At 48.0% G+C, this 23,336-nt stretch carries 25 protein-coding genes and 1 other annotated feature; all 25 genes read left to right on the top strand.

Features of this window, described 5'->3' with window-relative positions:
* The first annotated feature begins 31 nt into the window (after positions 1-31).
* The 25 genes from mreC (at position 32) to queA (ending at position 23,320) form a co-directional block, all read left to right on the top strand.
* Positions 32-910, top strand: coding sequence for a rod shape-determining protein MreC (gene mreC, locus AC50YO_RS20775; protein ID WP_494850088.1), 879 nt, complete (start codon positions 32-34; stop codon positions 908-910).
* Positions 907-1,440, top strand: coding sequence for a rod shape-determining protein MreD (gene mreD / locus AC50YO_RS20770; RefSeq protein WP_494850087.1), 534 nt, complete (start codon positions 907-909; stop codon positions 1,438-1,440). Before mreC ends, mreD begins: the two co-directional genes overlap by 4 nt.
* 65 nt (positions 1,441-1,505) lie before the next feature.
* Positions 1,506-2,159 (top strand): septum site-determining protein MinC, encoded by a 654-nt coding sequence (locus AC50YO_RS20765; RefSeq protein WP_494850086.1) that lies wholly within the window; start codon positions 1,506-1,508, stop codon positions 2,157-2,159.
* 14 nt (positions 2,160-2,173) lie between these two features.
* A complete protein-coding gene (gene minD / locus AC50YO_RS20760) occupies positions 2,174-2,965 on the top strand; it encodes a septum site-determining protein MinD (protein ID WP_494850085.1) in 792 nt (263 codons plus the stop codon).
* A gap of 7 nt (positions 2,966-2,972) precedes the next feature.
* Positions 2,973-4,118, top strand: a complete 1,146-nt coding sequence (locus AC50YO_RS20755; RefSeq protein ID WP_494850084.1) for an FtsW/RodA/SpoVE family cell cycle protein — start codon at positions 2,973-2,975, stop codon at positions 4,116-4,118.
* A 155-nt stretch (positions 4,119-4,273) separates the two neighbouring features.
* Positions 4,274-5,179 carry a peptidoglycan DD-metalloendopeptidase family protein gene (locus AC50YO_RS20750; protein WP_494850083.1) on the top strand — a complete coding sequence of 302 codons (906 nt, stop codon included), beginning with the start codon at positions 4,274-4,276 and terminating at the stop codon, positions 5,177-5,179.
* The gene (locus AC50YO_RS20745) at positions 5,172-6,053 is read left to right on the top strand and encodes a M50 family metallopeptidase (RefSeq protein WP_494850082.1); all 882 of its coding nucleotides are present in this window, start codon (positions 5,172-5,174) and stop codon (positions 6,051-6,053) included. The genes AC50YO_RS20750 and AC50YO_RS20745 overlap by 8 nt, the downstream gene beginning before the upstream one ends.
* Before the next feature lie 92 nt (positions 6,054-6,145).
* Positions 6,146-7,387, top strand: coding sequence for an Rne/Rng family ribonuclease (locus AC50YO_RS20740; RefSeq protein WP_494850140.1), 1,242 nt, complete (start codon positions 6,146-6,148; stop codon positions 7,385-7,387).
* Positions 7,388-7,460: 73 nt separating this feature from the next.
* Positions 7,461-7,541 (top strand) — a sequence feature (ribosomal protein L21 leader region).
* A gap of 15 nt (positions 7,542-7,556) precedes the next feature.
* Positions 7,557-7,868: a 50S ribosomal protein L21 gene (gene rplU, locus AC50YO_RS20735; RefSeq protein ID WP_494850081.1), complete on the top strand. Its 312-nt coding sequence runs from the start codon at positions 7,557-7,559 to the stop codon at positions 7,866-7,868.
* An 11-nt stretch (positions 7,869-7,879) separates the two neighbouring features.
* Complete coding sequence (locus AC50YO_RS20730; protein WP_494850080.1) at positions 7,880-8,215, top strand: ribosomal-processing cysteine protease Prp; 336 nt, start codon at positions 7,880-7,882, stop codon at positions 8,213-8,215.
* 17 nt (positions 8,216-8,232) lie between these two features.
* The gene (rpmA, locus tag AC50YO_RS20725; protein ID WP_494850079.1) at positions 8,233-8,544 is read left to right on the top strand and encodes a 50S ribosomal protein L27; all 312 of its coding nucleotides are present in this window, start codon (positions 8,233-8,235) and stop codon (positions 8,542-8,544) included.
* Positions 8,545-8,678: 134 nt separating this feature from the next.
* Complete coding sequence (locus AC50YO_RS20720; RefSeq protein WP_494850078.1) at positions 8,679-9,416, top strand: Spo0B domain-containing protein; 738 nt, start codon at positions 8,679-8,681, stop codon at positions 9,414-9,416.
* A gap of 13 nt (positions 9,417-9,429) precedes the next feature.
* Positions 9,430-10,749, top strand: coding sequence for a GTPase ObgE (gene obgE / locus AC50YO_RS20715; RefSeq protein WP_494850077.1), 1,320 nt, complete (start codon positions 9,430-9,432; stop codon positions 10,747-10,749).
* A gap of 174 nt (positions 10,750-10,923) precedes the next feature.
* The gene (locus AC50YO_RS20710; protein WP_494850076.1) at positions 10,924-11,361 is read left to right on the top strand and encodes an ACT domain-containing protein; all 438 of its coding nucleotides are present in this window, start codon (positions 10,924-10,926) and stop codon (positions 11,359-11,361) included.
* Between the two features lie 25 nt (positions 11,362-11,386).
* On the top strand, positions 11,387-12,673 hold the full coding sequence (locus AC50YO_RS20705; RefSeq protein ID WP_494850075.1) for a homoserine dehydrogenase: 1,287 nt from the start codon (positions 11,387-11,389) through the stop codon (positions 12,671-12,673).
* Positions 12,674-12,737: 64 nt separating this feature from the next.
* Positions 12,738-13,706: a homoserine kinase gene (gene thrB, locus AC50YO_RS20700; protein ID WP_494850074.1), complete on the top strand. Its 969-nt coding sequence runs from the start codon at positions 12,738-12,740 to the stop codon at positions 13,704-13,706.
* A 2-nt stretch (positions 13,707-13,708) separates the two neighbouring features.
* Positions 13,709-14,587, top strand: coding sequence for a prephenate dehydratase (gene pheA / locus AC50YO_RS20695; protein ID WP_494850073.1), 879 nt, complete (start codon positions 13,709-13,711; stop codon positions 14,585-14,587).
* A 167-nt stretch (positions 14,588-14,754) separates the two neighbouring features.
* Positions 14,755-16,602, top strand: a complete 1,848-nt coding sequence (locus AC50YO_RS20690) for a LysM peptidoglycan-binding domain-containing protein (RefSeq protein WP_494850072.1) — start codon at positions 14,755-14,757, stop codon at positions 16,600-16,602.
* 150 nt (positions 16,603-16,752) lie between these two features.
* Complete coding sequence (locus tag AC50YO_RS20685; protein WP_494850071.1) at positions 16,753-17,394, top strand: BofC C-terminal domain-containing protein; 642 nt, start codon at positions 16,753-16,755, stop codon at positions 17,392-17,394.
* Between the two features lie 171 nt (positions 17,395-17,565).
* Positions 17,566-18,066 (top strand): crossover junction endodeoxyribonuclease RuvC, encoded by a 501-nt coding sequence (ruvC, locus tag AC50YO_RS20680; protein ID WP_494850139.1) that lies wholly within the window; start codon positions 17,566-17,568, stop codon positions 18,064-18,066.
* Entirely contained in the window at positions 18,063-18,701 is a 639-nt protein-coding gene (gene ruvA, locus AC50YO_RS20675) for a Holliday junction branch migration protein RuvA (protein WP_494850070.1), read from the top strand. Before ruvC ends, ruvA begins: the two co-directional genes overlap by 4 nt.
* Before the next feature lie 19 nt (positions 18,702-18,720).
* A complete protein-coding gene (ruvB, locus tag AC50YO_RS20670; protein WP_494850069.1) occupies positions 18,721-19,722 on the top strand; it encodes a Holliday junction branch migration DNA helicase RuvB in 1,002 nt (333 codons plus the stop codon).
* Positions 19,719-20,174: a thiol-disulfide oxidoreductase DCC family protein gene (locus tag AC50YO_RS20665; RefSeq protein WP_494850068.1), complete on the top strand. Its 456-nt coding sequence runs from the start codon at positions 19,719-19,721 to the stop codon at positions 20,172-20,174. Before ruvB ends, AC50YO_RS20665 begins: the two co-directional genes overlap by 4 nt.
* Positions 20,171-22,264 (top strand): SpoIID/LytB domain-containing protein, encoded by a 2,094-nt coding sequence (locus tag AC50YO_RS20660; protein ID WP_494850067.1) that lies wholly within the window; start codon positions 20,171-20,173, stop codon positions 22,262-22,264. Before AC50YO_RS20665 ends, AC50YO_RS20660 begins: the two co-directional genes overlap by 4 nt.
* A gap of 9 nt (positions 22,265-22,273) precedes the next feature.
* Complete coding sequence (queA, locus tag AC50YO_RS20655) at positions 22,274-23,320, top strand: tRNA preQ1(34) S-adenosylmethionine ribosyltransferase-isomerase QueA (RefSeq protein ID WP_494850066.1); 1,047 nt, start codon at positions 22,274-22,276, stop codon at positions 23,318-23,320.
* Positions 23,321-23,336: the final 16 nt, after the last annotated feature.

The raw sequence follows: 23,336 nt of genomic DNA, 5'->3' as shown, positions 1-23,336 counted from the left end.
TCCGGGGCGCATATGGAATTGAAACAGGTAGGTGATTGAACTGTTTAAGCTGTTCAGAAACAAACGAATGTTTACTCTTATGATTGCGTTTATACTGTTCATTGCGGTCATTGGCTTCTCGCTTAGCGACCGCAAGGAATTATCATGGCCCGAGAAATTTCTAGGCGATACTGTCGGATACGTGCAGCAATGGTTTTACAAGCCCGCTGGCTTAATAGCGGGCTTCTTTGAGGATATTGGAAACATGCGTACACTTCATGAAGAGAATGAGCAACTGCGTCTGACAGCTGCAGCTTACGCGCGTGACAAGATCAACTATAACTACTTGCAGGCAGAGAACAAACAGCTGAAAGAGTTTTTGCATTTCACAGAGAGCCAAATGAAGCTCAATGACTATAAGTATATTGTTGCCCAGGTGGTAGCGGTGAACAATGATGCTTACAGCCGTACGATGGTCATCAATCTGGGCTCCAAGAATGGGATCAAGCCCAAAATGGCCGTCATTACGCCAGATGGTCTCGTGGGCATAGTTAGCGAAGTTAGGCCGTTAACATCTACAGTTATACCGCTGACTGCTCTTGATGAGAATACGTCTAATTCTATTGCAGCGACCGTTGTGGGAAGAGAGAATGAATCCTTCGGCATTATAAGCAGTTATAACCAAGAGACGGACAGGCTTATTATGACTAGAATAGACGAGAATGATAAAATGACAAATTATGATACTGTCATTACATCCGGTCGAGGCAATGTCTATCCACGCGGGCTCGTCATTGGTACAATTGATAGCAGGCAGGTTGGTGATTATGGTCTGACTCATACCGCTTCGATTCAGCTTGCAGCGAAGTTTAATCATCTGACGGAGGTTATGGTCGTTCAGGTGCCGGAAACGGAGGGCGAGGAGCAATGAATGGAGTAGGCATGAACCGCATCGTTCTGATCATGCTGCTTCTGTTTCTAGTAGAAGGAACGATTGTTCCCTGGTTAATTCCAGCTTCTTTAGGCGGGCGAATCATTCCTCACTTCACCTTCGTGTTTATTATTTATGCGGCGCTTTACAGCGGGCGGCATAAAGCGATGATTCTTGGCGTTTGCTTCGGCTTTTTGCAAGACGTCATTTTTTTCGGACATCTATTAGGTGTAAATGCCTTTATTATGGGACTTATCGGATATTTTGCGGGGCTATTGCTGGAGCGTCGACGGAGCACGCTGCTAACAGCGTTGTCTGTTATCGGACTAGGCTGTCTTGTCTATGACTCAACGGTTTATTTTATTTATATGGTATTTCGTATTACGAATGAATCGTATGCTTGGGCTCTGCTGGATCACATATTACCGAGCCTGTTTCTGCAATTGGCATTCGCGCTTGCGATCTATATCCCGGCAAGGCGTCTCTATGAGAATCAAGCGAAGCTGAGTCCGGAGCAGGAAGAGCAATAATTTGGCGGAGAAAGCAGGAATTCAGACGTGATGAAAAGAATGCATTACGTTGGGGAGGAACTGACGTGACCGAAAAACAGCATATTATGATTAAAGGCGTTAAGGAAGGTCTCGTGTTCCTTCTCGATGATCAGTGCGAGTTCGCTTTACTAATGGATGAACTGCAATATAAGCTTGAGAAGACACATCAGCAGCTTTTGACGGGACCTCTTGTTCACGTGCATGTGAAGCTAGGAGAGCGTCAGCTTGATGATGATGATAAAGAGCGGATTCGAGCGCTTATCCGCTCGCAAGGCAATCTTATGGTACAGTCGGTTGAATCGGAGCCGCTGTTAAGGGAACAATCGAGTCCATTGCCTTCGGGGCCTTTAGTTATAACGGGAATCATTCGTTCAGGTCAAACAGTGGAGCATGAAGGTGATCTGCTGCTGGCAGGCGATGTGAATCCTGGCGGTACCATTAGGTGCAGCGGTGATATTTATGTGATGGGCGCCCTTCGTGGTGTTGCTCATGCAGGCGTGAATGGAAGAACGGACGTTATTATTGCAGCGTCTCTTATGCGTCCTACGCAGCTTCGAATTGCGGAAGTGATCAGTCGTCCTCCTGAGGAATGGATGTCGGGCGATGCCGCAATGGAATTCGCATTTTTGAATGAGGGAAGCATGCAGATTGATAAGATGACACAATTATACCGTTTGCGTAATAATCCGATAAAGTGAAAGAGGTGTGACTTATGGGAGAAGCGATCGTTGTGACATCAGGCAAAGGCGGGGTCGGTAAAACGACTTCGTCAGCCAATGTGGGTACGGCACTTGCTTTGTTAGGGAAAAAGGTATGCATGGTAGACACCGATATCGGACTTCGTAATTTGGATGTTGTCATGGGGCTTGAGAATCGAATCATCTATGATTTGGTTGATGTGGCAGAAGGACGCTGCCGCTTGAATCAAGCATTGATCAAGGATAAGCGCTTTGATGAGCTGTATATGCTTCCAGCAGCGCAAACGAAGGATAAGAATGACGTATCCCCTGAGCAGATTCGTGACATGGTGCTGGAGCTGAAGAAGGATTTTGACTATGTAATTATTGACTGCCCTGCCGGAATTGAGCAAGGGTTCCGCAATGCCATTGCAGGTGCAGATCGTGCAATTGTTGTGACGACACCTGAGAATGCCGCTGTGCGCGATGCAGATCGTGTCATTGGCCTTCTTGAAAAGGAAGGCATCGCAGCCAAAATTATTATTAATCGGATTCGCCAGAATATGGTCAAAACAGGAGAAATGCTTGATATTGATGAGATTTGTCAAGTTTTGGCGGTCGACTTGCTCGGAATTGTGCCGGATGATGAGAAGGTGATCAAAGCAGCCAATGCCGGAGAACCGACCGTAATGGACCCGTCTTCAAGAGCTGCTATCGCCTATCGCAATATCGCTCGCCGTATTCTAGGCGATATGGTTCCACTGATGCTATTGGATGAGAAGGCAGGCGCCTTCAAACGGTTCCGCAAGTTCCTCGGAATAGGATGATTGCCTCGTGCTTAACAAACTGAAAAAAATCGACTGGGGCATTCTTGCCATTCTAGTCTGTATGATGTTCATTAGTATTATTCTGATCAAAAGCGCTACGCATGGCAACAGCCTCTATGATAAGTATGATATCAAAACATTAGTGTTCTATCTTGCCGGATTCGCAGTTGCCATTACGATTACGGTATTCGATTACCGTATTCTGCTCAAGTTCTGGTATGTGTTGTATGGGATAGGGGTCGCCCTCTTGATTGCTGTCTATTTTTTTGGTGTCGAGATCAACGGCGCACAGGGCTGGTTCAAGATTGGCGGTCTATTGTTTCAACCAGCCGAGATGGCTAAGATTACAATTATTATAGGGATTGCTTATATGATGGGCAGAAGACAAGGGGACAAGCTCACCTTCACGCAGGATCTTCTTCCGATAGCTGCCTTCGCGGCGCTTCCATTCGCGCTCGTATTCTTCCAGCCTGACCTTGGCAATGCGATCATTTATTTGGTCATTGTGCTTGGCATGCTGTGGATCGGCAATGTTAAGTATATACATGTAGCGATAGGTCTGGCAGTAGTTATTGCAAGTATCCTGTTGTTCTTCTCGTTATTTAATACCTTTAATACGGAGATTAAAGATTATTTGAAAGAAAAGAACAAGATTCACTGGTACAGCCGGATTAATACGTTCGTTAATCCAGAGCAAGCATCAGCTAATGACAAGCATCAATCGGAGAATGCAAAGATTGCTATCGGTTCAGGCGGCTTAAATGGTGACGGGTATATGCAAGGCGATATGCTCAAAGGTAAATTCATCCCTTATCCGTATTCGGACTCTATCTTTGTCGTTGTAGGAGAGGAATTTGGGTTCCAGGGAGCAGCAGTTCTGCTATTGCTGTATTTCTTGCTCATTTATAGGATGATTATAATCGCCTTCAAGTGCTATGACATGCGTGCCTCATTTATCGTCGTAGGCATCGCATCGATGTATGTCTTTCAAATTTTCCAGAACATAGGGATGATGATCGGGCTTATGCCGATAACAGGCATAACGCTGCCCTTCATAAGCTATGGAGGTACATCATTATTGCTGAATATGGTATGTATCGGTATTTTGTTCAGTATTAAGGCCCACCAAGAGAAATACGAATTAGCCGATTAATCGGATAAACGTAGTAGAGAAGCGTCTGTTCCTCTTAAGAAGAGGACGGACGCTTCTTTGCTGTGCTTGTATTCTCTTTCGCATACTTATCTTCGTTGTTTCATAGTTATGTAGTACAAGTATTGCGAGAAATTGGAACAAGCGGAGGGATTGTGATGAACGTACGAGATGGGGTCCGCCAGCGGCGGCAGGAAAAGATAAAGAAGTTAATGGAGCAACCGGCTGCCCTTCATTCAAGTGCCATAAGAAAAGGGGAGCAAAGGCTGGTGCCTGCGAAGCCCATATTGGCAGATTTGGAATCGGACGAGCCTGATCCAGAGAAGCAATGGAAAACCAGTGCGAATCCGTGGGCAGGTTGGGATGCGATGGAGGAGCCCCGCAGCAATTGGCCATATAAAGAGGGGACAGGCCCTTCTTTCAGGAATGGCAATGGTGGACAGGGTGGGTTGTTCCAAAGGGAGCTGCTATGGAAAACAGCTGCTGCTGCGATTGTTTTTGCGCTGGTGTGGGGAATGTTCCAATATGAAACGGATTGGTCGCTGAAAGGGAGAGCAGTTGTGAAGAATGCATTGACCGACGAGATTGATTTTGCCGCTGCGGCAGCGTGGTACAAGCAGACGTTCGCAGGTGCTCCAAGCTTCATTCCGATATTCGGCAAAGAGGCCCAAGAAGCCGAATCTGTTAATGGCACAGTTCGCCTCCCTCTCGTAGCTCCGATAGCTGGAGGGCAGCTCGTCCGTACATTCGCAGAGCTGCTGGACGGAATCGAGCTGGCTGGCCCGTCTTCGGCAGCTGTATCAGCAGTAGAAACAGGCCGTGTACTATTGGTGACGGAGCCGACCGAGAAAGGAATAACGGTTGTCATTGAGCATGCCAACCAACGGTCAACCATCTATGGCTACCTCGGGAAAGCAGATGTAAAAGTGAATGAATGGGTTGAAGCGGGAGATTCGATAGGGAGACTTGAATCGGCCAACGGGAACGAGACGAGTATGTTTTATTTTGCTATGAAGCAAAATGACCGCTATGTTGATCCTGTAGGTGTGATACCGATTGATTAAATGGATGGGCATTCGGTGGTCTGTTCACCCGTTATTCGTGCTTGTTATGATCGGATCGGTGATTACGGGCTATTTCACCGAGCTTTTTATTTTATTTATTCTCGTCTTCGTTCATGAGATGGGCCATCTGCTGGTAGCTCGAAGCTTCGGCTGGCGAGTTCGTGAAGTAAGGCTGCTTCCTTTTGGAGGTGTGGTTGAGGTAGAAGAGGCCGGGAGTGTTCCCGCTGGAGAGGAAGCTCTGGTGGCAATTGCCGGACCTTTGCAGAATGTATGGATGGGCCTTGCTGCATGGGGCTGCGGCCAGCTTGGCTGGTGGAGCACGGAATGGGCGGAATACGTATGGCGAGCTAATATGATGATTGGCTTATTCAACCTGCTGCCTATCTATCCTCTGGATGGAGGGAAGCTGCTGCAGGCTATTTTCAGCTATCGGTTCAATTATTTCATGATGATAAAATGGACGGCCCGCATCAGTATAGCATTAAGTGTTTTGATGATTGCTTTCTCGTTATTTACAGCGTTGCGGGCGAACTCGGGAGTGCAATTAAATCTACTGCTGGTAGGAAGCTTTTTGCTGTTGACGAATTGTACCTTTTATAAAAATATACCTTATTTATTCGTGCGTTTTCTCATGCATCGGGATCGTGTCGCTGTAAGGCGAATTTCTCGTGGAGAGCTGGCGAGTCCTATTCTTGTTCATTACAAACAACCGATTAACAGTGTGGTAAGGCTGTTGTGGCGAGAACAATATCATCTCATCTACTTAATGGCGGAGAATGGATCGGTTGTGAAGATTGTGCCTGAGCAGCAGGTAGTAGACAAATATATAGCGGAGCGCAATCCCGGCAGAGCGATCATCGAGCTGTTTTATTAATTGGCGATTGCAAATGTGATTTCTTACGTGCTTTTTAATATGATAAAATAGATGAAAAGGGTATAGGCAGGTGATGTTCGAGGGTGAAGCAGATGGTGATGCATGGACATGGGGAAATGCTGCAAACAGCCGTGATGTTAAATGGCAGACTCATTGATTTTTTTGTGGAACGGTCGGAAAACAGCGGATTGGTCGGCAATGTGTATAAGGGTCGCATCGTGAATGTTCTGCCAGGCATGCAAGCCGCCTTTGTTGATATTGGTTTAAGCAAGAATGCTTTTTTATATATTGATGATCTGCTGCCTCCTCATTTGGACAAGCAGCCTGAGCATAAGCCCGTAATTGCCGAGCTCGTTAAGCCGGGACAAGAGCTGATCGTTCAGATCATGAAGGAGCCGTTCGGCGGTAAAGGCGCTCGAGTAACGACTCATTATACGCTCCCTGGGCGCTTCCTCGTCTATATGCCTGAAGCGGGATACGTGGGCGTATCTAAGAAAGTGGAGAGCGAGAGTGAAAGAACGAGGCTTCGAACCTGCGGTGAACAGCTGCGTATTGGTGAAGAAGGTGTTATCATGCGGACGGTAGCGGCAGGGGAAAGCTTGAATTCGCTTGAAGGAGATGTGAAGCAGCTTCGAGAGCAGTGGGACAAAGTTCGCAGGCAAGCAGAACGGGCAGAAGTGCCGTCAGAGCTGTATCGTGAGGCTGGTCTGCTGCGAAGAGTGATCAGAGATACATTGACTGCAGATATGGATGAAATATGGATTGATGATAAGGCCCGGTATGCGGAAGCCCATTCCCTCATTCTGGAGATGGCTCCTCAGCTTGCGGAACGCTTGAAGCTGTACAAAGGCTCCCTGTTTGATTCCTTTGGCTTGACGGAGCAAGTGAATGCTGCTCTCCAATCACGCATTCGATTGCCGAGCGGGGGAACACTGGTATGGGATGAGACCGAGGCATTGACCGTAATTGATGTAAATACGGGCAAATATACAGGTGGTACAGATCTGGAGGACACGGTGTTCAGGACGAATATGGAGGCGGCTGAGGAGATTGCCCATCTTCTAAAGATACGAGACGCCGGCGGCATCATCATTATTGATTTTATTGATATGGAGAATGAATCGAATCGCGATCAAGTGATGGCGAGGCTGGTTGAATCGGGTAAGCGTGATCGGACGAAGTGCACTATACTGGGTTGGACAAGATTAGGGCTTTTAGAGTTGACCCGTAAAAAGGCCAGAGGAAATGCTATTCAGCAATTGGCCGAGAGCTGCCCTTGTTGTAATGGAACGGGGAAAAAGCTTGCACTTCCTATCCATTCAAGTAAATCTTAGGTAGTGGTTGATCAATTGCTAGGTTTGTGATAGAATGTTCTAGTGTGTTCTGGGCCTACTCGTAGGATAGGACATGCAGATACCGCTCCAATCGGGTATAAGTGTAGAGCTTTTGAAGCAATACCACCTGGATTAGGCGAGTCTTCGACAATAAGGAGGTGCACCAACTATGTTCGCAATTATTGAAACTGGCGGAAAGCAATACAAAGTTCAGGAAGGCGATGTAATCTACATCGAGAAACTGGACGTTAACGCAGGCGAGAACGTGACGTTTGATCGTGTCTTGGCCGTAACTAAAGGTGACGGTCTTGTAACTGGAGCTCCAGTTGTATCCGGCGCTACTGTTTCTGGCAAAGTCGAGAAACAAGGCAAAGGCCAAAAGATCATCGTTTACAAATACAAAGCCAAAAAGAACTACCGTCGCAAGCAAGGTCATCGTCAACCGTACACGAAAGTAACGATTGAGAAGATCCAAGCGTAAGAGGAATTCTTATGATATCGGTAACATTCGTACGGAGAGCCGCTGACCGGCGTATTGTATCGTTCAAGGTCTCTGGACATGCGAACTATGCAAAGGCTGGCAAGGACATTGTCTGCGCTGGCGTATCGGCTATTACAGTCGGTACCGTCAATGCTGTTGAAGCACTAGCAAGCCTGAAGCTTCCGTATACGATGAAGGACGGCTGGTTATCTTCGGAAATTCCAGTGCAGCCCGATCAGGAGACGGATGATAAGGTGCAGCTTTTGCTGGAGTCGATGGCTGTTATGCTCGGCACTATTGCAACATCCTATCGTAAATATGTAACCATTCACGAACAACTTCTTTAATGAAGGAGGGAATCACCATGTTGAAACTGAATCTTCAGCTTTTCGCTTCCAAGAAAGGTGTAGGTTCCACAAAGAACGGACGGGACAGCCAATCGAAGCGCCTAGGCGCTAAACGTGCGGACGGTCAAGTCGTTTCTGCTGGTAGCATCTTGTTCCGCCAACGCGGCACGAAGATCCACCCAGGCACCAATGTGGGCATCGGTAAAGACGATACGCTCTTCGCTTTAGTTGAAGGCGTCGTTAAATTTGAACGTTGGGGACGCGATCGTAAGAAAGTCAGCGTCTACCCCGTTGATCTGGCTCCGGTAGCCGCAGCAGTAGAAGCCTAATAGCAACAAGTGCCCCGGCCCGATTGTGTGGCCGGGGCATTTTGTTTCTATTGGACCTTTCAGCTGACCGTGCATGCATGCTATACTAAGGCAAGTTAGGAAACGGAAACAAGTGGAAAGTGGGATCGGTCGAAATGGATCGCATTAGAACAGTGAAGCAGTCCGCAGCATTATCGGTGCTGTTGCCGTGTATTGCTATCCTCATCTGGCCTTCTTCCTTGTGGTTACTAGCGCTTTTTGTCGGTTGGTTGATGGGTGCTGCAGCAATATGGATTCGAGCAGAGCGCAGAGAGCATGAGCTGCGATTGGCTCGTATGATCCATAATTTGCAAGCGGCGGGAATAAAGACGATGAATCATCATCGCCATGATTGGATGAATGATCTCCAAGTTTTATACGGCTATATTCAGATGAAGAAGCCGGATAGAACGGTGGAATATGTGGAGAGAATAATTGAACGGATGACAGCGGAGAGCCAGATATCGAAGCTGGGAGTCCCGTCTCTTGTCAGCTATATTCAATCCTTTCGAACACTAACGAATTCTATGCTGCTGGATGTAAGGATGAAAGAGGATATTCATCTGAACGAGCTGCCGAATGAGGGCTCGGATGCAGCGGAGAACATAATAGGCCTAATTAATGCTTATCGCTTTGCGGTCAAGGCAGGCCATGGCGATCCATCCAAGCTTACGTTGGAGCTGTGGAAGGATGGCAGCATGCTTTTTCTGGCTATGTATTATGAAGGTGAGTTAAATGATGAACAGCAATTCGCAGGGAAAATAAAACAGCAGTTAGAAGGCGCGTCTTTGCAACCAGTCGATCTGGATCGTCCAGAGCAGAAAATTGTGCTAAAGGCGGAAATGCGCGCTTGAACGGGGGCACAACATGTTTGTCGATAAGGCGAAAATATTTGTAAAAGGCGGCAATGGCGGTAACGGGATCGTATCCTACCGTCGTGAGAAATATGTGCCGGAAGGCGGTCCAGCTGGCGGCGATGGCGGCAGAGGCGGAGATATTATTTTCCGTGTCGATGAAGGCTTGCGTACGTTGATGGATTTCCGCTATCAGAAGCATTTCAAAGGGCCTGCTGGTGAACGCGGCAAGGTAAAGAGCATGCACGGCGCAGGGGCGGATGATATGATCGTCCGTATTCCGCCAGGCACGGTCATTATTGATGATGATTCGCAGGAAATCATTGCTGACATGACTCGTCATGGTCAAGAAGTAGTTGTAGCACGCGGTGGGCGCGGTGGACGCGGCAACACTCGCTTCGCGACATTGAACAACCCGGCTCCGGATATTGCGGAGAATGGGGAAGAAGGCCAAGAGCGCTGGGTTATTCTTGAGCTGAAGGTGATGGCAGATGTAGGGCTCGTCGGCTTCCCTAGTGTGGGCAAGTCAACGCTGCTATCCGTTGTCTCAGGCGCGAAGCCGAAGATTGGTGCCTATCATTTTACAACGATAACTCCTAATCTTGGCGTTGTCGATGTAGGCGATGGAAGAAGCTTCGTTATGGCTGACTTGCCGGGATTGATTGAGGGAGCGCATGAGGGTGTTGGCCTTGGGCATGAATTCCTGCGCCACGTAGAGCGGACAAGGGTTATTGTCCATGTAATCGACATGGCAGGCTCAGAAGGACGGGATCCATTCGACGATTGGACGAAGATCAATGAAGAGCTCGTACTCTACAATGAGAAGCTGGTCACTCGTCCCCAAATTATTGCAGCCAATAAGATGGATATGCCGGAGGCGGCAGATAATCTGGAACGTTTCAAAGAGGATCTGAGACAAGCTCGCGGTGACCATGATTATTTGATTATGCCGATTTCTTCCTTAACGAAGCAAGGTATTCAGGAGCTGTTGTACAAAGCGGCAGATACGCTGGATTCCGTTCCAGAGGAGCTGGATATTGAGGATGTGAAGGACGTAGCGGAACGCAAAGTTTACACGTTCGAGAAGCGTCAGGATACAAGCTTCACTATTCGCAGAGAAGATGAGATCTATGTCGTTGAAGGAGCAAGCATTGAGAATTACCTCAAACGGATGAATATGAACTCGTATGACGCCATTATGCGCTTCGCACAAATTATGCGTAAGATGGGCGTCGATGATGCTCTCCGTAAAAAAGGGGCAAAGGATGGGGATACGGTGCAAATTGCCGACTTCACATTCGAATTTTTCGAGGGCAACGATTATATGAGATAAGGGCTGCAGCTTAACAGCCGAATAAGCTTGCGTTGAACGTAAGGGCGGAAGTATCTACGAAAGACGGCCATTGCCGTCTTTTTTGTTTTTCCATTTTACCTATTGCCGGGACTTCCATATTCACGTATAATGTCCATTATAGATGAACAATTGTCTTTCTAGGGAGGACGAATGGTGACGCAGCGTTATTATGTCGTTCGAGAGGATATGCTGCCGGAAGCAATTATTAAGACGATTCAAGTGAAAGAGATGCTTGGACGCGGTGAAGCAGCAACCGTACATGAGGCAGTAGAACGGGCTGGCTTGAGCCGAAGCGCTTTCTATAAGTACAAAGATGGTGTGTATGCGCTGCATGAGCTTGAACGGGAACGAATTGTGACGATATCCATGGATTTGGAGCATCGTTCCGGAGTTTTGTCTAAAGTGCTTAGTTTAGTAGCAGGATTAGAAGGAAATGTACTAACGATGAATCAGACGATACCACTTCAAGGCTTTGCCAACGTGGTTATCTCTGTAGACATATCGCAGCTGAATGAAGAGTTGTCTTCACTTATTGATTTGATACGCAGCCAAGTAGGCGTACGCAAAGCTTCAGTTATTGGACAAGGTTGAATAATGTTAATGGAGGGTACGAAAGATGAAGCCAATTAAGGTAGGTTTGCTCGGACTTGGTACAGTTGGTACTGGAGTCGTTCGCATTGTGGAAGGCCATCAAGAGGATTTGCAGAGTCAGGTAGGCTCACCGATCGTCATTGAGAAAATTCTTGTACAAAATAAAAGCAAGTCTCGCAGCATCTCAATTGATTCGTCTAAGCTAACAGAAGATCCTTGGGAAATTATTCATCACCCGGACATTGATGTTGTAGTCGAAGTTATGGGCGGCATTACACAGACCAAGGAGTATATTCTTGAGGCACTGTCTCGGGGCAAGCATGTCGTTACAGCCAACAAAGACTTAATGGCACTGCATGGTCAGGAAATTCTGGCTAAGGCACATGAGAATAGCTGTGATGTCTTGTACGAAGCAAGCGTTGCAGGCGGGATACCGATTATTCGTACATTAGTAGAAGGATTTTCTTCGGACCGTATTACGAAAATTATGGGGATCGTCAATGGGACGACGAACTATATATTGAGCAAGATGAGCCAAGAAGGCGCTTCTTATGATGATGTGCTTAAGGAAGCACAGGAGCTTGGCTATGCGGAATCAGATCCGACTTCTGATGTTGAGGGGCTTGATGCCGCTCGTAAAATGACTATTTTGGCTACGCTTGGCTTCCGTGCGAAGGTTGCACTTGAGGATGTATCTGTTCAGGGGATGTCCAAAGTAAGCCGCGAGGATATCTTGTATGCAAAACGTCTCGGCTATGAAGTGAAGCTGCTCGGAATTGCAGAGCGTCAAGACGATCAGTTCAGCATAAGCGTACAACCGACATTGGTGAAGCAATCACATCCAATCGCTTCTGTAAATGGCGTATATAATGCAGTATATGTATATGGCGAGGCTGTAGGGGAGACGATGTTCTATGGTCCAGGTGCAGGAGAATTGCCTACAGCAACTTCTATCGTAGCCGATCTTGTAGCCGTAGTGAAGAACCTCAAGCTTGGCGTCAATGGCAAGCAGGGCATTGTCACATACAAGGAGAAGAAGCTGAAGACAGATGAGCAAATTTCGTCCAAATACTTCCTTCTGCTTCATGTGGATGACCGTGCGGGTGTTCTTGCACAGATTACGCAAGTATTTGCTAACTTCGAAGTGAGCTTGGAATCCGTCTTGCAGCAGCCTAGCCCAAGCAACCCGGAAGCTGAGATCATCGTTATTACTCACGACGCTAACAAAGCAGCTATGAACAAAGTATTGGAGTCATTCGAATCATTGGATGTCGTTCGCAAGGTGAAGAGTGTTTATCGTGTTGAGGGGTAACGAAACCACAGATTATTTCGCATAATGAATAGACAATAGTGGCAGAAGAAGGAGCTCTACCAGCATGAACAATCTCCGTGTAATTGCAAAAGTGCCGGCTAGTACCGCGAATTTGGGTCCCGGCTTTGATACGCTTGGCATGGCGCTGTCTCTCTATGCTTGGATTGAGATGTCGGCGTCTGAAGAAACGTCATTCCACTTATACGGGGAGCAAATGCAAGATATTCCTACGGATAAGTCTAATCTGATCTATAAAGTGGCCCAAATGGTGTTCAAGGAAGCGGGAGTATCGCTTCCTGAACTCCAGATTTCGATGTACAGCGAGATTCCGCTAACACGCGGTCTTGGAAGCAGCGCATCGGCGATTGTCGGCGCATTGTTGGCTGCCAATGCATTGATCGGCAGTCCATTGACGGATAATAAGCTCTTTCAAATGGCGACTGCACTTGAGGGGCATCCCGACAATGTTGGGGCTTCTTTGTTCGGCGGTATAATTGTCTCTTCATGGGATGGCCAATATGCAGAGCATGTGCGTCTAGAGCCTCATAACCGATTAGAAACTTTGGTTGCTATCCCAGCCTTTCAGCTGTCTACAGAGAAGGCGCGTCATGCATTGCCTGCTCAAATCAGCATGGCAGATGCTGTATTTAATGTTGGATGCAGCTCGTTGCTTGTTGCGGCACTTGCTACCGGTCAGCTTGGAACGATCCGCAATGCTATGCGTGATCGGCTTCATCAGCCCTATCGCGCGCCACTGATTCCAGGCATGACGACAATTCTGGAGCAAGCCCCAGATTATGGGGCGCTCGGTGCCGCTCTTAGCGGCGCTGGCCCAACGCTGATCGCGTTTGTTGATTCGGAAAGTAAGAGCAAGCCGGAGCTTGAGCAGTTTCTTCTTGCTACGCTTGCGCAAGAAGGCATTGAAGCAGAGACGCTATGGCTCAAGCCTAGCTCTGCAGGTCCGCAGATTAAGGTGGAGAATGCAGCTAGTTCCGCGCTATCTTTTATGGAGCGCATTAAAGGAGAAGTTTAACGATGAATACTACCGTAGCCTTGTTGCCTGCTGGTTCGGTGTCCGATGAAGCAGCAAAGCAATTATTCGGCGGTCAACCGATGAATTGGGATCATCATCGCCTTATTGCTGATGTGTTCCTGTCTACAGTGAATGGTGTTGCCAACTATAGTGTTATCCCTATTGAGAATACGATTGAAGGCTCCGTAAGCCTTCATGTGGACTGGCTTGTACATGAGGTGAATTTGCCGATTCAGGCAGAATGGGTCTACCCCTCTATTCAGAACTTAATCGGCAAGCAAGCTGATTTGGTCGGAGAGAATGGGGAGATTGATTACAGTCGCATCAAGAAGGTCATCAGTCATCCAGTCGCAATAGCACAGTGTTTGCAGTTCTTGCGCACACATTTGCCGCATGCGGAAAGAGAGACGGTGGGCAGTACGTCTGAAGGGGTTCGTATCGTACGTGATAATCCAGGAGCAGGCTGGGTAGCTATCGGAACAACGACAGCTGCAAGCAATAACCAACTGGATATTATTAACCGTGGCATAACCGATCATGACAATAACTATACGCGTTTTTTACTCGTTGGCGACGAGCCATTTACTGCACGTCACTCCGATACGAGGAAGACGAGCATATTAATTACGCTGCCTGAGGATTATCCGGGTGCGCTTCATCAAGTACTCTCGGCGTTTGCATGGCGCAAAATCAACTTGTCCAAGATCGAATCGCGACCAACGAAGAAGAAGCTGGGCAATTATTATTTCTATATCGACATTGAGATGGCACTCGATACGGTACTGCTTCCGGCAGCTATCGCAGAAATTGAAGCTATAGGATGCCAAGTGCGGATTCTTGGAACTTATCCAAGCTTTACATTCGAGCAGCTCCAGAAATAAGCCTTAAATAGGGTAAAGCGGGATCAGCAACGTAAAAAGTTGCTGATCCCGCTATTTTTTTTATTCGAAAAAGGAGACACATGCCCATGTTCTGCATAGGATGTAATGATTGATAGCAGGCATATGTTGTGCCGCTATACTAAGCAGTGACAGGAGGTTTTCCGTAAGTGAAAATTCATGTAGTGAAGAAAGGCGATACATTGTATCATCTTGGTCAAAAACATAATGTATCGATTGAAGAAATTTTAAAGCTGAATCCGAATATTACCAACCCAGATGCTCTTACTGTCGGAATGAAGATTAAGGTGCCTTCCAGCTCGGGGGGCAGCGGAGGATCGGACATTATGCATCAACATCTAGTTAAACAAGGTGATACATTGTGGAAGCTGTCGAAGGCATGGGGCGTTCCTCTGGCCGATATGATTAAAGCGAATCCCCATCTTAAAAATCCCAATGTACTGCTTACAGGAGAAGTTGTTAATATTCCGAAGATGGGTCACTCTCACACAGAAATGCAAAGCGGGCATGGAGGCGGCAGTGGTACTGGTATTCATCCGCTGCATCCAATGTCGCTGATGCAAGGTGTGCAGGGCTTAGTCGGAAAAAAACCAACTGGACCGATTCAACAGGCGGTGCCACCTACTGGCAAGACTCCGACGGGACCTATCGTAGCCCCAACGGCTCCCGCAGTAAACAAGACGCCAACAGCGCCAATTGTGACGCCTAATCTGCCTGAGCCTGCTCCTAAGGCAGCGGCAGTTAAGCCACCGGCCAAAACGCTGCCAATTCAAAAGCCAGTAGAGAAAAAGATTGCCCCCAATCAAGCTGAATATAAGCCTAATGCTAATTTAAAGCCTAGTGCAAAGGCCAATGAGAAGAATGCTGTGAATTCAAATTTGCAGGCCAATATTCAGCCTAATATACAACCAAACCTCCAGCCTAATATTCAGCCTAACCAGAATGCCAATATTCAACCGCAGGCGAATATTCAGCCGCTTGCTAATGCCCAACCGAATATCCAGCCGCAGTTCATGCCAAGCACGGAGCTATTTAAGCAATACCCTATCCCAGCGATCCAAGCAGCTCAACAGCCTTCATATGGAGGCTATGGGCAAGGCTATGGCTATGGTTCGCCAGTTGTGTCCCCAATCAGCCAAGGCTATGGGGGATGGCAGCCAACGCCGTTCGGATCCAATGTCAGTCCATTGAGTGAAAACCATCATGAGCACATAATATGCCCTCCAGGGACGATGCCAATTTCTGAGGGATTGGGCTATGGTTATGGCTATGCGCCAAATAATCTGGCACCAACTTCGATTGCTCCTGAAATGCACGGTCACGGATACGGCTATGGTCATGAAGGCATTATGCCTCTTGAAATCGGTCCGAATGCGGTACTGCCAAGTTCATTTGGCCCGAATGCAGTATTTCCTGGCTCATTTGGTCCAAATAGCGTATCGCCTAGCTCGTTTGGCCCGAATGCAGAACTATCGAACTCATTTGGCCCGAATGCTGTGCAGCCTAACTCATTTGGTCCGAATGCAGTAATGCCAAACTCATTTGGTCCAAATGCCACCCTCCCTGAGGATATTGGTCCAAACGCCAATGCGTCCTTATTCGGCAACGCTAGCCCTAATACGATGTGGCCGCTTGGAACGGGAAATGAAATGTATAGTTATGGCTATGGTCCAAATCAGGTATCACCAGCGGGAGTTGGCCCTCAGGGCGGCTATGGATATAGCCACGAGGCATCTCCAGCATGGGGCTTCCCTCCATTTCCACCATATCCGGCATGGCCAGTTCAAGCGGCAGGTGCAGGAGCTGAGAAGCCTTGCGGCTGTGGGTGTAAGGGGAAGCGGCCCGAGGAAGAGGGGCAAGAGGAAGCTTTTACGGAGAATAGCAAGAGCAGCAAAGCAAATACACCGCGCAAAGGGGCAAAGAAAGCCGTTATTCGCAAGGTACCGGAGAGCATCAGCAAGCCTAAAAGAAAAAGCGGGCCGTGGATTAATCGTTAAGTCATGCTTGAATGCAGATAGGAAGGAAATGGTGGCGCAGGTGAATCCTGCCCACCATTTCTTGTGTTCGCAGAATAGGAGGGTGGTCATGAATAGGAATGGAAGATTATTGTTATACTAGCGACATTATGAAATGAAGGGGTCTCTACTATGATGGAGTTCAATCTATGGAAGCAGTTGAAAAAACGTCTTCGCCGCAGCCGTCGTCCATTATGGATGCTCGGGTCGTTTCTGTTAGGCATAACTGTACTTTTGACGATAGCAACAGCCCCGGTGAATGCGGCTAAACAAGATGGAGAGATGGATACAGAAGAGCGCAGTGTCATTCGGGTATTGGAAGAAAGAGAAGAGCCTCTAGCCGTTATGCTTCATCGTCAATATATATGTGGGGAAGATAAGGAGCTGCTGGGGGAAATGACCACTAGCAACATCATTCAAATGCTGGCTAATCATCCGGAATGGACGGCCATGCTGGCACCTGATGGGGAGACGGTTATGCTGCAGCAAAATATTGAGGATTTCTCGGATAATTGCCAGGGCAGCGCTTATATTGGCGTAGACAAAAACGGCAACTTGTCTTTATTTGATGGAGAGCCCAAAAAAGAAAAAGTAGTGCGGACTTTTTTTCAACTGGATGTGGAATATATGGAGAGCAGCTTGCCTCAGAATAAAGTGGACGAGCTGGCACATGGCATACCAATATCCGATATCGACGAATATAACAGCGTGTTGTCTACTTATAGTGATTATGCCATGCCGGATAACGAGAAAGTAATGAAGCCAACTTATTAGCGCAGCAATGAAGGACTGCCTCTTATCAGCACAATGATGAGGGCAGTTTTTTGCTGTACAAATCTTCGATTATTCGTTCACAATCCTCAAACGCGTGTTCTCATGGGGGCTATCTTTTGCTATAATGGACGGAGCGCTTTACGTATGGCTAGGCGCAGAGGAGTTGGCGAGTTGCGTATTCTAGGAATTGACCCGGGCATTGCGATCGCGGGTTTTGGATTTATTGATAAGAACGGACATAAGCTTACTCCCGTACAATACGGCTGCATACAGACGGCCGCGCATACCCCGCAGGAGGAGCGGTTAGTACAAATTTATGATTCTGCTGTTGCACTGATAGATAAGTACAAGCCAGATACGGTTGCGGTGGAGAAGCTGTTCTTTAATCGTAATGTAACGACAGCCTTTGCTGTTGGACAGGCTAGAGGCGTTATTATACTGGCTGCAGCACAGCGGGGCTTGCCTGTAGCTGAATATACGCCTCTCCAAGTGAAGCAAGCGGTAGTTGGCTACGGAAAAGCGGAGAAGCGGCAAGTACAGGAAATGGTGAGGATGTTCCTCAAGCTGTCGGTGGTGCCGAAGCCGGATGACGTTGCGGATGCATTAGCAGTAGCCATCTGTCATGCTCATTCTGCTGTATTAACGCAAAAGATAAATGAGGTGCTTCGATGATTGATTTTTTGCGGGGGCTCGTTTCCCAAGTCGAATCCGAATATGTCGTGTTAGACGTAAGGGATGTTGGCTACCGTGTATTTACACCGAATCCGTACGCATTCGCGAATAAAGAAGATGCCGTAATGGTCTACATACATTATCATGTACGCGAGGACGCTATTCTGCTCTATGGATTTGAATCTCGTGAAGAGCAGACGCTGTTCCGCAAGCTGCTTGAGGTGTCCGGCATTGGACCTAGAGTCGCGCTCGGCATATTAGCTGGGGGACGCCCGGATGCTGTCATCGCCGCGATTCAGCAGGAGAATCTGGTGTTTCTCACCAAGCTGCCCGGCATTGGCAAGAAGACCGCTCAACGGATGGTGCTGGACTTGAAGGACAAGCTTGCTGGTTTTTTCACGGAAGAGGGCTTATTCGCAGTTCAAGGATTAGCAGGAGATCAAGATGCAGGAAGCGCGGGCTCGCAGACCGCCGCCGAAACGGCATGGGAGGAAGCGCGCGAGGCACTTGCAGGCCTTGGATATACAGCAGCGGAGCTTGATAAGGCGTGGATTAGCTTGCAGCAGACCGTTAAGCCTGAAGAGACAGTTGATTCTTTAGTGAAGAAGGCGTTGCAGCAGCTGTTCAAAGGTTAATGGAAGGGACTGAGAGCCGATGGATGACCGAATAATATCCGCAAATTTGATGATGGAAGAGCAGGCTATGGAACTGAGCCTCCGTCCTCGTTATTTGGCTGAGTATATTGGACAGTCCAAAGCAAAAGAAAATTTACAGATATATATTGATGCGGCGAAGATGCGCAAGGAAGCACTCGATCATGTTCTTCTCTACGGTCCTCCAGGACTAGGGAAGACAACACTCTCCAATATTATCGCTAATGAGCTTGGAGTCAATCTTCGCACCACATCTGGACCAGCTATCGAAAGGCCTGGAGATCTTGCTGCTTTGCTGACAAATCTGCAAGAAGGCGATGTGCTGTTCATTGACGAGATACATAGACTTCAACGGACGGTAGAGGAAGTATTGTATCCAGCGCTCGAAGACTTTGCGCTCGATATTATGATCGGCAAAGGGCCAAGCGCTCGCTCGGTCAGGCTGGACCTTCCGCCATTCACATTGATTGGCGCGACTACAAGAGCAGGCCTGCTGTCGGCGCCGCTGCGTGATCGGTTCGGTGTCATCAGCCGCCTTGAGTTTTATACAGTCGATGAGCTTGCTTATATCGTTTCACGTTCATCCGAAATATTTAATATATCAATCATCGGTGAAGCAGCTGAGGAAATTGCAATGCGTTCCAGAGGCACACCGCGTATTGCGAACCGACTGCTCAAGCGTGTTCGGGATTATGCACAGGTACGGGGCGATGGCATCATAACGCATGAAATCGCGAAGTCTGCACTTGAGATGCAGCAGGTTGACCCGATGGGACTAGATAGTATAGACCATAAGATGCTGCTCGCGATGATGACTACCTTTGCAGGCAGACCTGTCGGACTAGATACGATTGCCGCTTCGATAGGCGAGGAAAGCCAGACGATTGAGGATGTTTATGAGCCTTATTTAATGCAGATCGGCTTCCTGCAGCGGACTCCTCGCGGTCGGATTGCAACGGATCAAGCCTATCGGCATTTGGGAATGCCAATACCTGAACGATGAAGCGCCCAATTGGCGCTAGAGAAAAGCTGTTGATCGTGTATGATGGGCAATGCAAGCTATGCTTGGCAACGGTGACAAAGCTTCGAGACCTTCCTTCCTATGCAGATCTGCAATTCATTACGGTGCAGTCCCTGCAAAGCGTGGAGCCGTCATTTGGCATGCAGGCGATTGCCGAGGTGACGGAATCGGCTTTGATGGAAAGAATACATGTGGTTGATGATCAGGAGCAGCTCTATGCAGGTGCGGATGCGATAGTAAGGATCATGAAGACGCTCAAGGGATTGGGCCCGCTGACTATTCTTTATCGCATACCCGGCATGAGAAGAATTGGAGACTATCTCTATCGTTATATTGCTAAGCGAAGATATGATTGGTTCGGCAAGGTCGAGCAAAGCTGCTCTACGGATAACTGTCGATTGCCATATGATAAGAGAGAGGAGAATGTAGAATGAAATGGTCGATTAAACGAATGTCGCTTCTTACCATTGTCGGTTTACTGCTTATCTCGATGTGGACGGTTAACCCGTCTCAAGGTGCAGTTCCCCAGTTGGATTCGATTCGAGTCGCTATCTTCTTACAATTTCCGGGGAAATATCAAGTGAATACGCCAGCAGCAACGCTAGCTTCTGCTGGGGGTCTAAAGATCGGTATGCGCCAGCCTTCCGGCACAGAGGAATGGATTAAGGTAGGAGCGAATACGCAGGCACGATTCACTAAGGATGATTATAAGGTTAAGGTACTGGAGACTGGAAACTTCGATACGGCATTAGCCGTATATAAAAGATTGCAGGCTGCGTCAGGCAGTGGGTTTATTACTTCCCTGACCAAGGGTGGGAAGACTGTATATCAAGTAAGCGAAGGTACTTATAGCAAGGCTTCTGAAGCGTCAACCGCTCTTAAGAAATGGAGTGCGGACAGTGCATTGAAGAAGCTGACTGGCGGAGTGAGTGCCGAGCTTCAAGGCCCGTTCCATCTGGAGAGCGGCGCCTATGCCACACAAGCTGAAGCAGAAAAGGCAGCGGCATCCTTCGGACAGGCCGATCTGGATGCTTATGTTGCCATTCGTAAGCCGGCAGGCTCGAAAGTCAGTTATTCGGTTATGGTTGGAGCAGCAGCCACAGAGGCTGAGCTTAGCGTGATTAAGATAGCAGCAGGCGCTGCTGGAACTAGTCTTAAGCCGCTAAACGGAGATTCTTATTTGCTCCTTCGCAAGGACCATACGCTGACTGCCAAAGCATCAAGCTCGACAACGATGTACACCTTTCCTGTTAACGGGTCGAAGGTATGGATAACGCCGGGGGCGAAGGATACGATTAAGCTGACGGAGAGATACAGCCGGACTTATCGCGGCCAGTTCGAAATTAGCGAATTTAATGGTAAGCTTGCTGTTGTCAATGAATTGCCCTTCGAGCATTATCTCTATTCGGTGGTTGGCGGAGAGATGATCGCTTCCTGGCCGATCGAGGCATTGAAGGCACAAGCCGTCTCAGCTCGTACATATGCCTTGTATCAAGGCTTTGGCTATCAAATTGCTCATGTCGTTGATAGTGTCAACAGCCAAGTATATGGCGGAACAGGTGCTGAGAAGCCAAGTACGATTCAAGCAGTCGACGCGACAGCAGGCGAGGTTATGCTGTATAATGGTAAGCTTATTGAAGCTCTCTTTTCCTCCAGTGCTGGAGGAGCTACAGCAGACGCCAAAGAAATTTGGGGAAATTCGGTAGGCTATTTGCAAAGTGTATCGAGTCCGGACACCTCATCAGAGAAAGGTCTGCATTCCTGGTACCGTGTTGTTCTGCCGAATGGACTTACAGGCTATATTAGGGAGGATCTGCTCGATGACTCCGGGCAGACGAATGCTGCTGGCGTGAAGCTGCTCCGAGTAAATACAGATGCTGTTAAAGTGCGGAAAATGCCGATTGTGGAGGACAATGTTCCATTGATCGGACAAGTCGATAAAGGAACACAGGTAGCAGTCTTGGAAAAGGTTGTACAAAACAATCAAATGTCTTGGGTAAGAGGTCCTTATACATCGACCGAGCTGCTGGCCTCGATGAAGGGGCAGACGAAGACACCTGTAGCAGGACCTATATCAACGCTGGAAATTACGCGTACTGGGCCTTCCGGAAGAGCAATTGAAATGTTGGTTAACGGCAAGGTGCTGGATGTGAAAAACCCAGTTACGCTACGTCCTGCTTTAGGCGGACTGCCAAGTACACGCTTCGTGGTAGATGAGACAGCCAAGCTCGTGATGCTCGGTAAAGATAAAGCAATAAGAACCAAAACAAGCGCTTCACAGCCCGTCTATGTCATTAGGGCTGGCGGTGCTGTTGAACAAGCAGATTCAGAGCTGCTTGTATTAAATAAAGAAGGTAAGGTACGCGCAACAACGAAGGACGCTACCTTCCGTTTTATTGGCTCAGGCAATGGTCATGGCGTTGGTCTGTCCCAATATGGCGCGCTGTCTCTTGCCCAATCAGGGTATGACTATTCTTATATCTTGCAATACTACTATAAAGATGTAACCATCGCTAAGGAATGATTGAATCAGATGAATGTAGAATGGTTTGACTTTGAATTACCAGAGGAACTAATTGCCCAAACGCCTCTTTTGCAGCGTACAGGCTCTAGACTTCTGGCATTGGATCGACGTACTGGACAAATAGATCATCGCACGTTCACTGATATCGCTGATTACATGCAAGCGGGAGATGTTCTCGTACTGAATGACACAAGGGTTATCCCTGCCCGTTTAATTGGGATGAAGTCAGATACGGGCGCCAAGGTTGAGCTTCTGCTGCTTAAGCAGCTAGAGGGTGATAGCTGGGAGGCTCTTGCGAAGCCGGGCAAACGAGTAAAGATTGGCACCGAGCTTTCCTTTGGCGACAATGGAAACGGTGAGCCTTTGCTGCGTGCGGTAGTAGAGGGCGAGGGTGATATGGGCGCGCGGACTATCCGTTTCTCTTACACAGGGATTTTTCAGCAACTGCTGGATCGACTAGGCGAGATGCCTTTGCCTCCTTATATTAAAGAAAGACTGGAAGAGCGCGAGCGTTATCAAACGGTATATGCTCGTCATGAGGGTTCGGCAGCTGCGCCTACAGCAGGTCTTCATTTCACGCAAGCCTTTCTGCAACAATTAACGGACAAAGGAATTAAGCTCGCTTATGTTACGCTTCACGTTGGATTAGGGACGTTTCGTCCTATGTCGGTAGACAAAGTAGAGGAGCATGCAATGCATGCGGAATACTACGAGCTGACCGAAGAGAATGCCCGAATTATTAATGAAGCGAAGGCAAGCGGTTCGAAAGTTATTGCGGTTGGTACAACTTCTGCGCGCACTCTAGAGACCGTGGCAGGCAAGTTCGCTGGAGAGCCTATTCAGGCGACCAGTGGATGGACGGATATATTTATATTCCCGGGCTATGAATTTAAGCTTGTTGATGCTTTACTTACCAACTTTCATCTGCCCAAATCAACATTGGTTATGCTGGTAAGCGCACTGGCAGGCCGCGATTCTGTTATGAAGGCTTATGAAGAGGCCGTTTCAGAGCGCTATCGTTTTTTCAGCTTCGGCGACGCAATGTTTATCTACTAGAAAGAATTCCATAAGA

Source organism: Paenibacillus sp. J22P59, assembly GCF_059383895.1.
The sequence above is the reverse complement of the archived record's forward strand: the minus strand, read 5'-3'. Positions and strand labels throughout refer to the sequence as shown.

Excerpts from the sequence above, each read along its gene's own strand:
- AC50YO_RS20685 (WP_494850071.1), top strand. The coding sequence starts at position 16,753 with ATGATGGAGTTCAATCTATGGAAGCAGTTGAAAAAACGTCTTCGCCGC.
- AC50YO_RS20665 (WP_494850068.1), top strand. The coding sequence starts at position 19,719 with ATGAAGCGCCCAATTGGCGCTAGAGAAAAGCTGTTGATCGTGTATGAT.
- rplU (WP_494850081.1), top strand. The coding sequence starts at position 7,557 with ATGTTCGCAATTATTGAAACTGGCGGAAAGCAATACAAAGTTCAGGAA.
- AC50YO_RS20740 (WP_494850140.1), top strand. The coding sequence starts at position 6,146 with ATGGTGATGCATGGACATGGGGAAATGCTGCAAACAGCCGTGATGTTA.
- rpmA (WP_494850079.1), top strand. The coding sequence starts at position 8,233 with ATGTTGAAACTGAATCTTCAGCTTTTCGCTTCCAAGAAAGGTGTAGGT.
- thrB (WP_494850074.1), top strand. The coding sequence starts at position 12,738 with ATGAACAATCTCCGTGTAATTGCAAAAGTGCCGGCTAGTACCGCGAAT.
- mreD (WP_494850087.1), top strand. The coding sequence starts at position 907 with ATGAATGGAGTAGGCATGAACCGCATCGTTCTGATCATGCTGCTTCTG.
- AC50YO_RS20660 (WP_494850067.1), top strand. The coding sequence starts at position 20,171 with ATGAAATGGTCGATTAAACGAATGTCGCTTCTTACCATTGTCGGTTTA.
- AC50YO_RS20720 (WP_494850078.1), top strand. The coding sequence starts at position 8,679 with ATGGATCGCATTAGAACAGTGAAGCAGTCCGCAGCATTATCGGTGCTG.
- queA (WP_494850066.1), top strand. The coding sequence starts at position 22,274 with ATGAATGTAGAATGGTTTGACTTTGAATTACCAGAGGAACTAATTGCC.
- pheA (WP_494850073.1), top strand. The coding sequence starts at position 13,709 with ATGAATACTACCGTAGCCTTGTTGCCTGCTGGTTCGGTGTCCGATGAA.
- minD (WP_494850085.1), top strand. The coding sequence starts at position 2,174 with ATGGGAGAAGCGATCGTTGTGACATCAGGCAAAGGCGGGGTCGGTAAA.
- AC50YO_RS20730 (WP_494850080.1), top strand. The coding sequence starts at position 7,880 with ATGATATCGGTAACATTCGTACGGAGAGCCGCTGACCGGCGTATTGTA.
- obgE (WP_494850077.1), top strand. The coding sequence starts at position 9,430 with ATGTTTGTCGATAAGGCGAAAATATTTGTAAAAGGCGGCAATGGCGGT.
- ruvB (WP_494850069.1), top strand. The coding sequence starts at position 18,721 with ATGGATGACCGAATAATATCCGCAAATTTGATGATGGAAGAGCAGGCT.
- AC50YO_RS20705 (WP_494850075.1), top strand. The coding sequence starts at position 11,387 with ATGAAGCCAATTAAGGTAGGTTTGCTCGGACTTGGTACAGTTGGTACT.
- ruvA (WP_494850070.1), top strand. The coding sequence starts at position 18,063 with ATGATTGATTTTTTGCGGGGGCTCGTTTCCCAAGTCGAATCCGAATAT.
- AC50YO_RS20750 (WP_494850083.1), top strand. The coding sequence starts at position 4,274 with ATGAACGTACGAGATGGGGTCCGCCAGCGGCGGCAGGAAAAGATAAAG.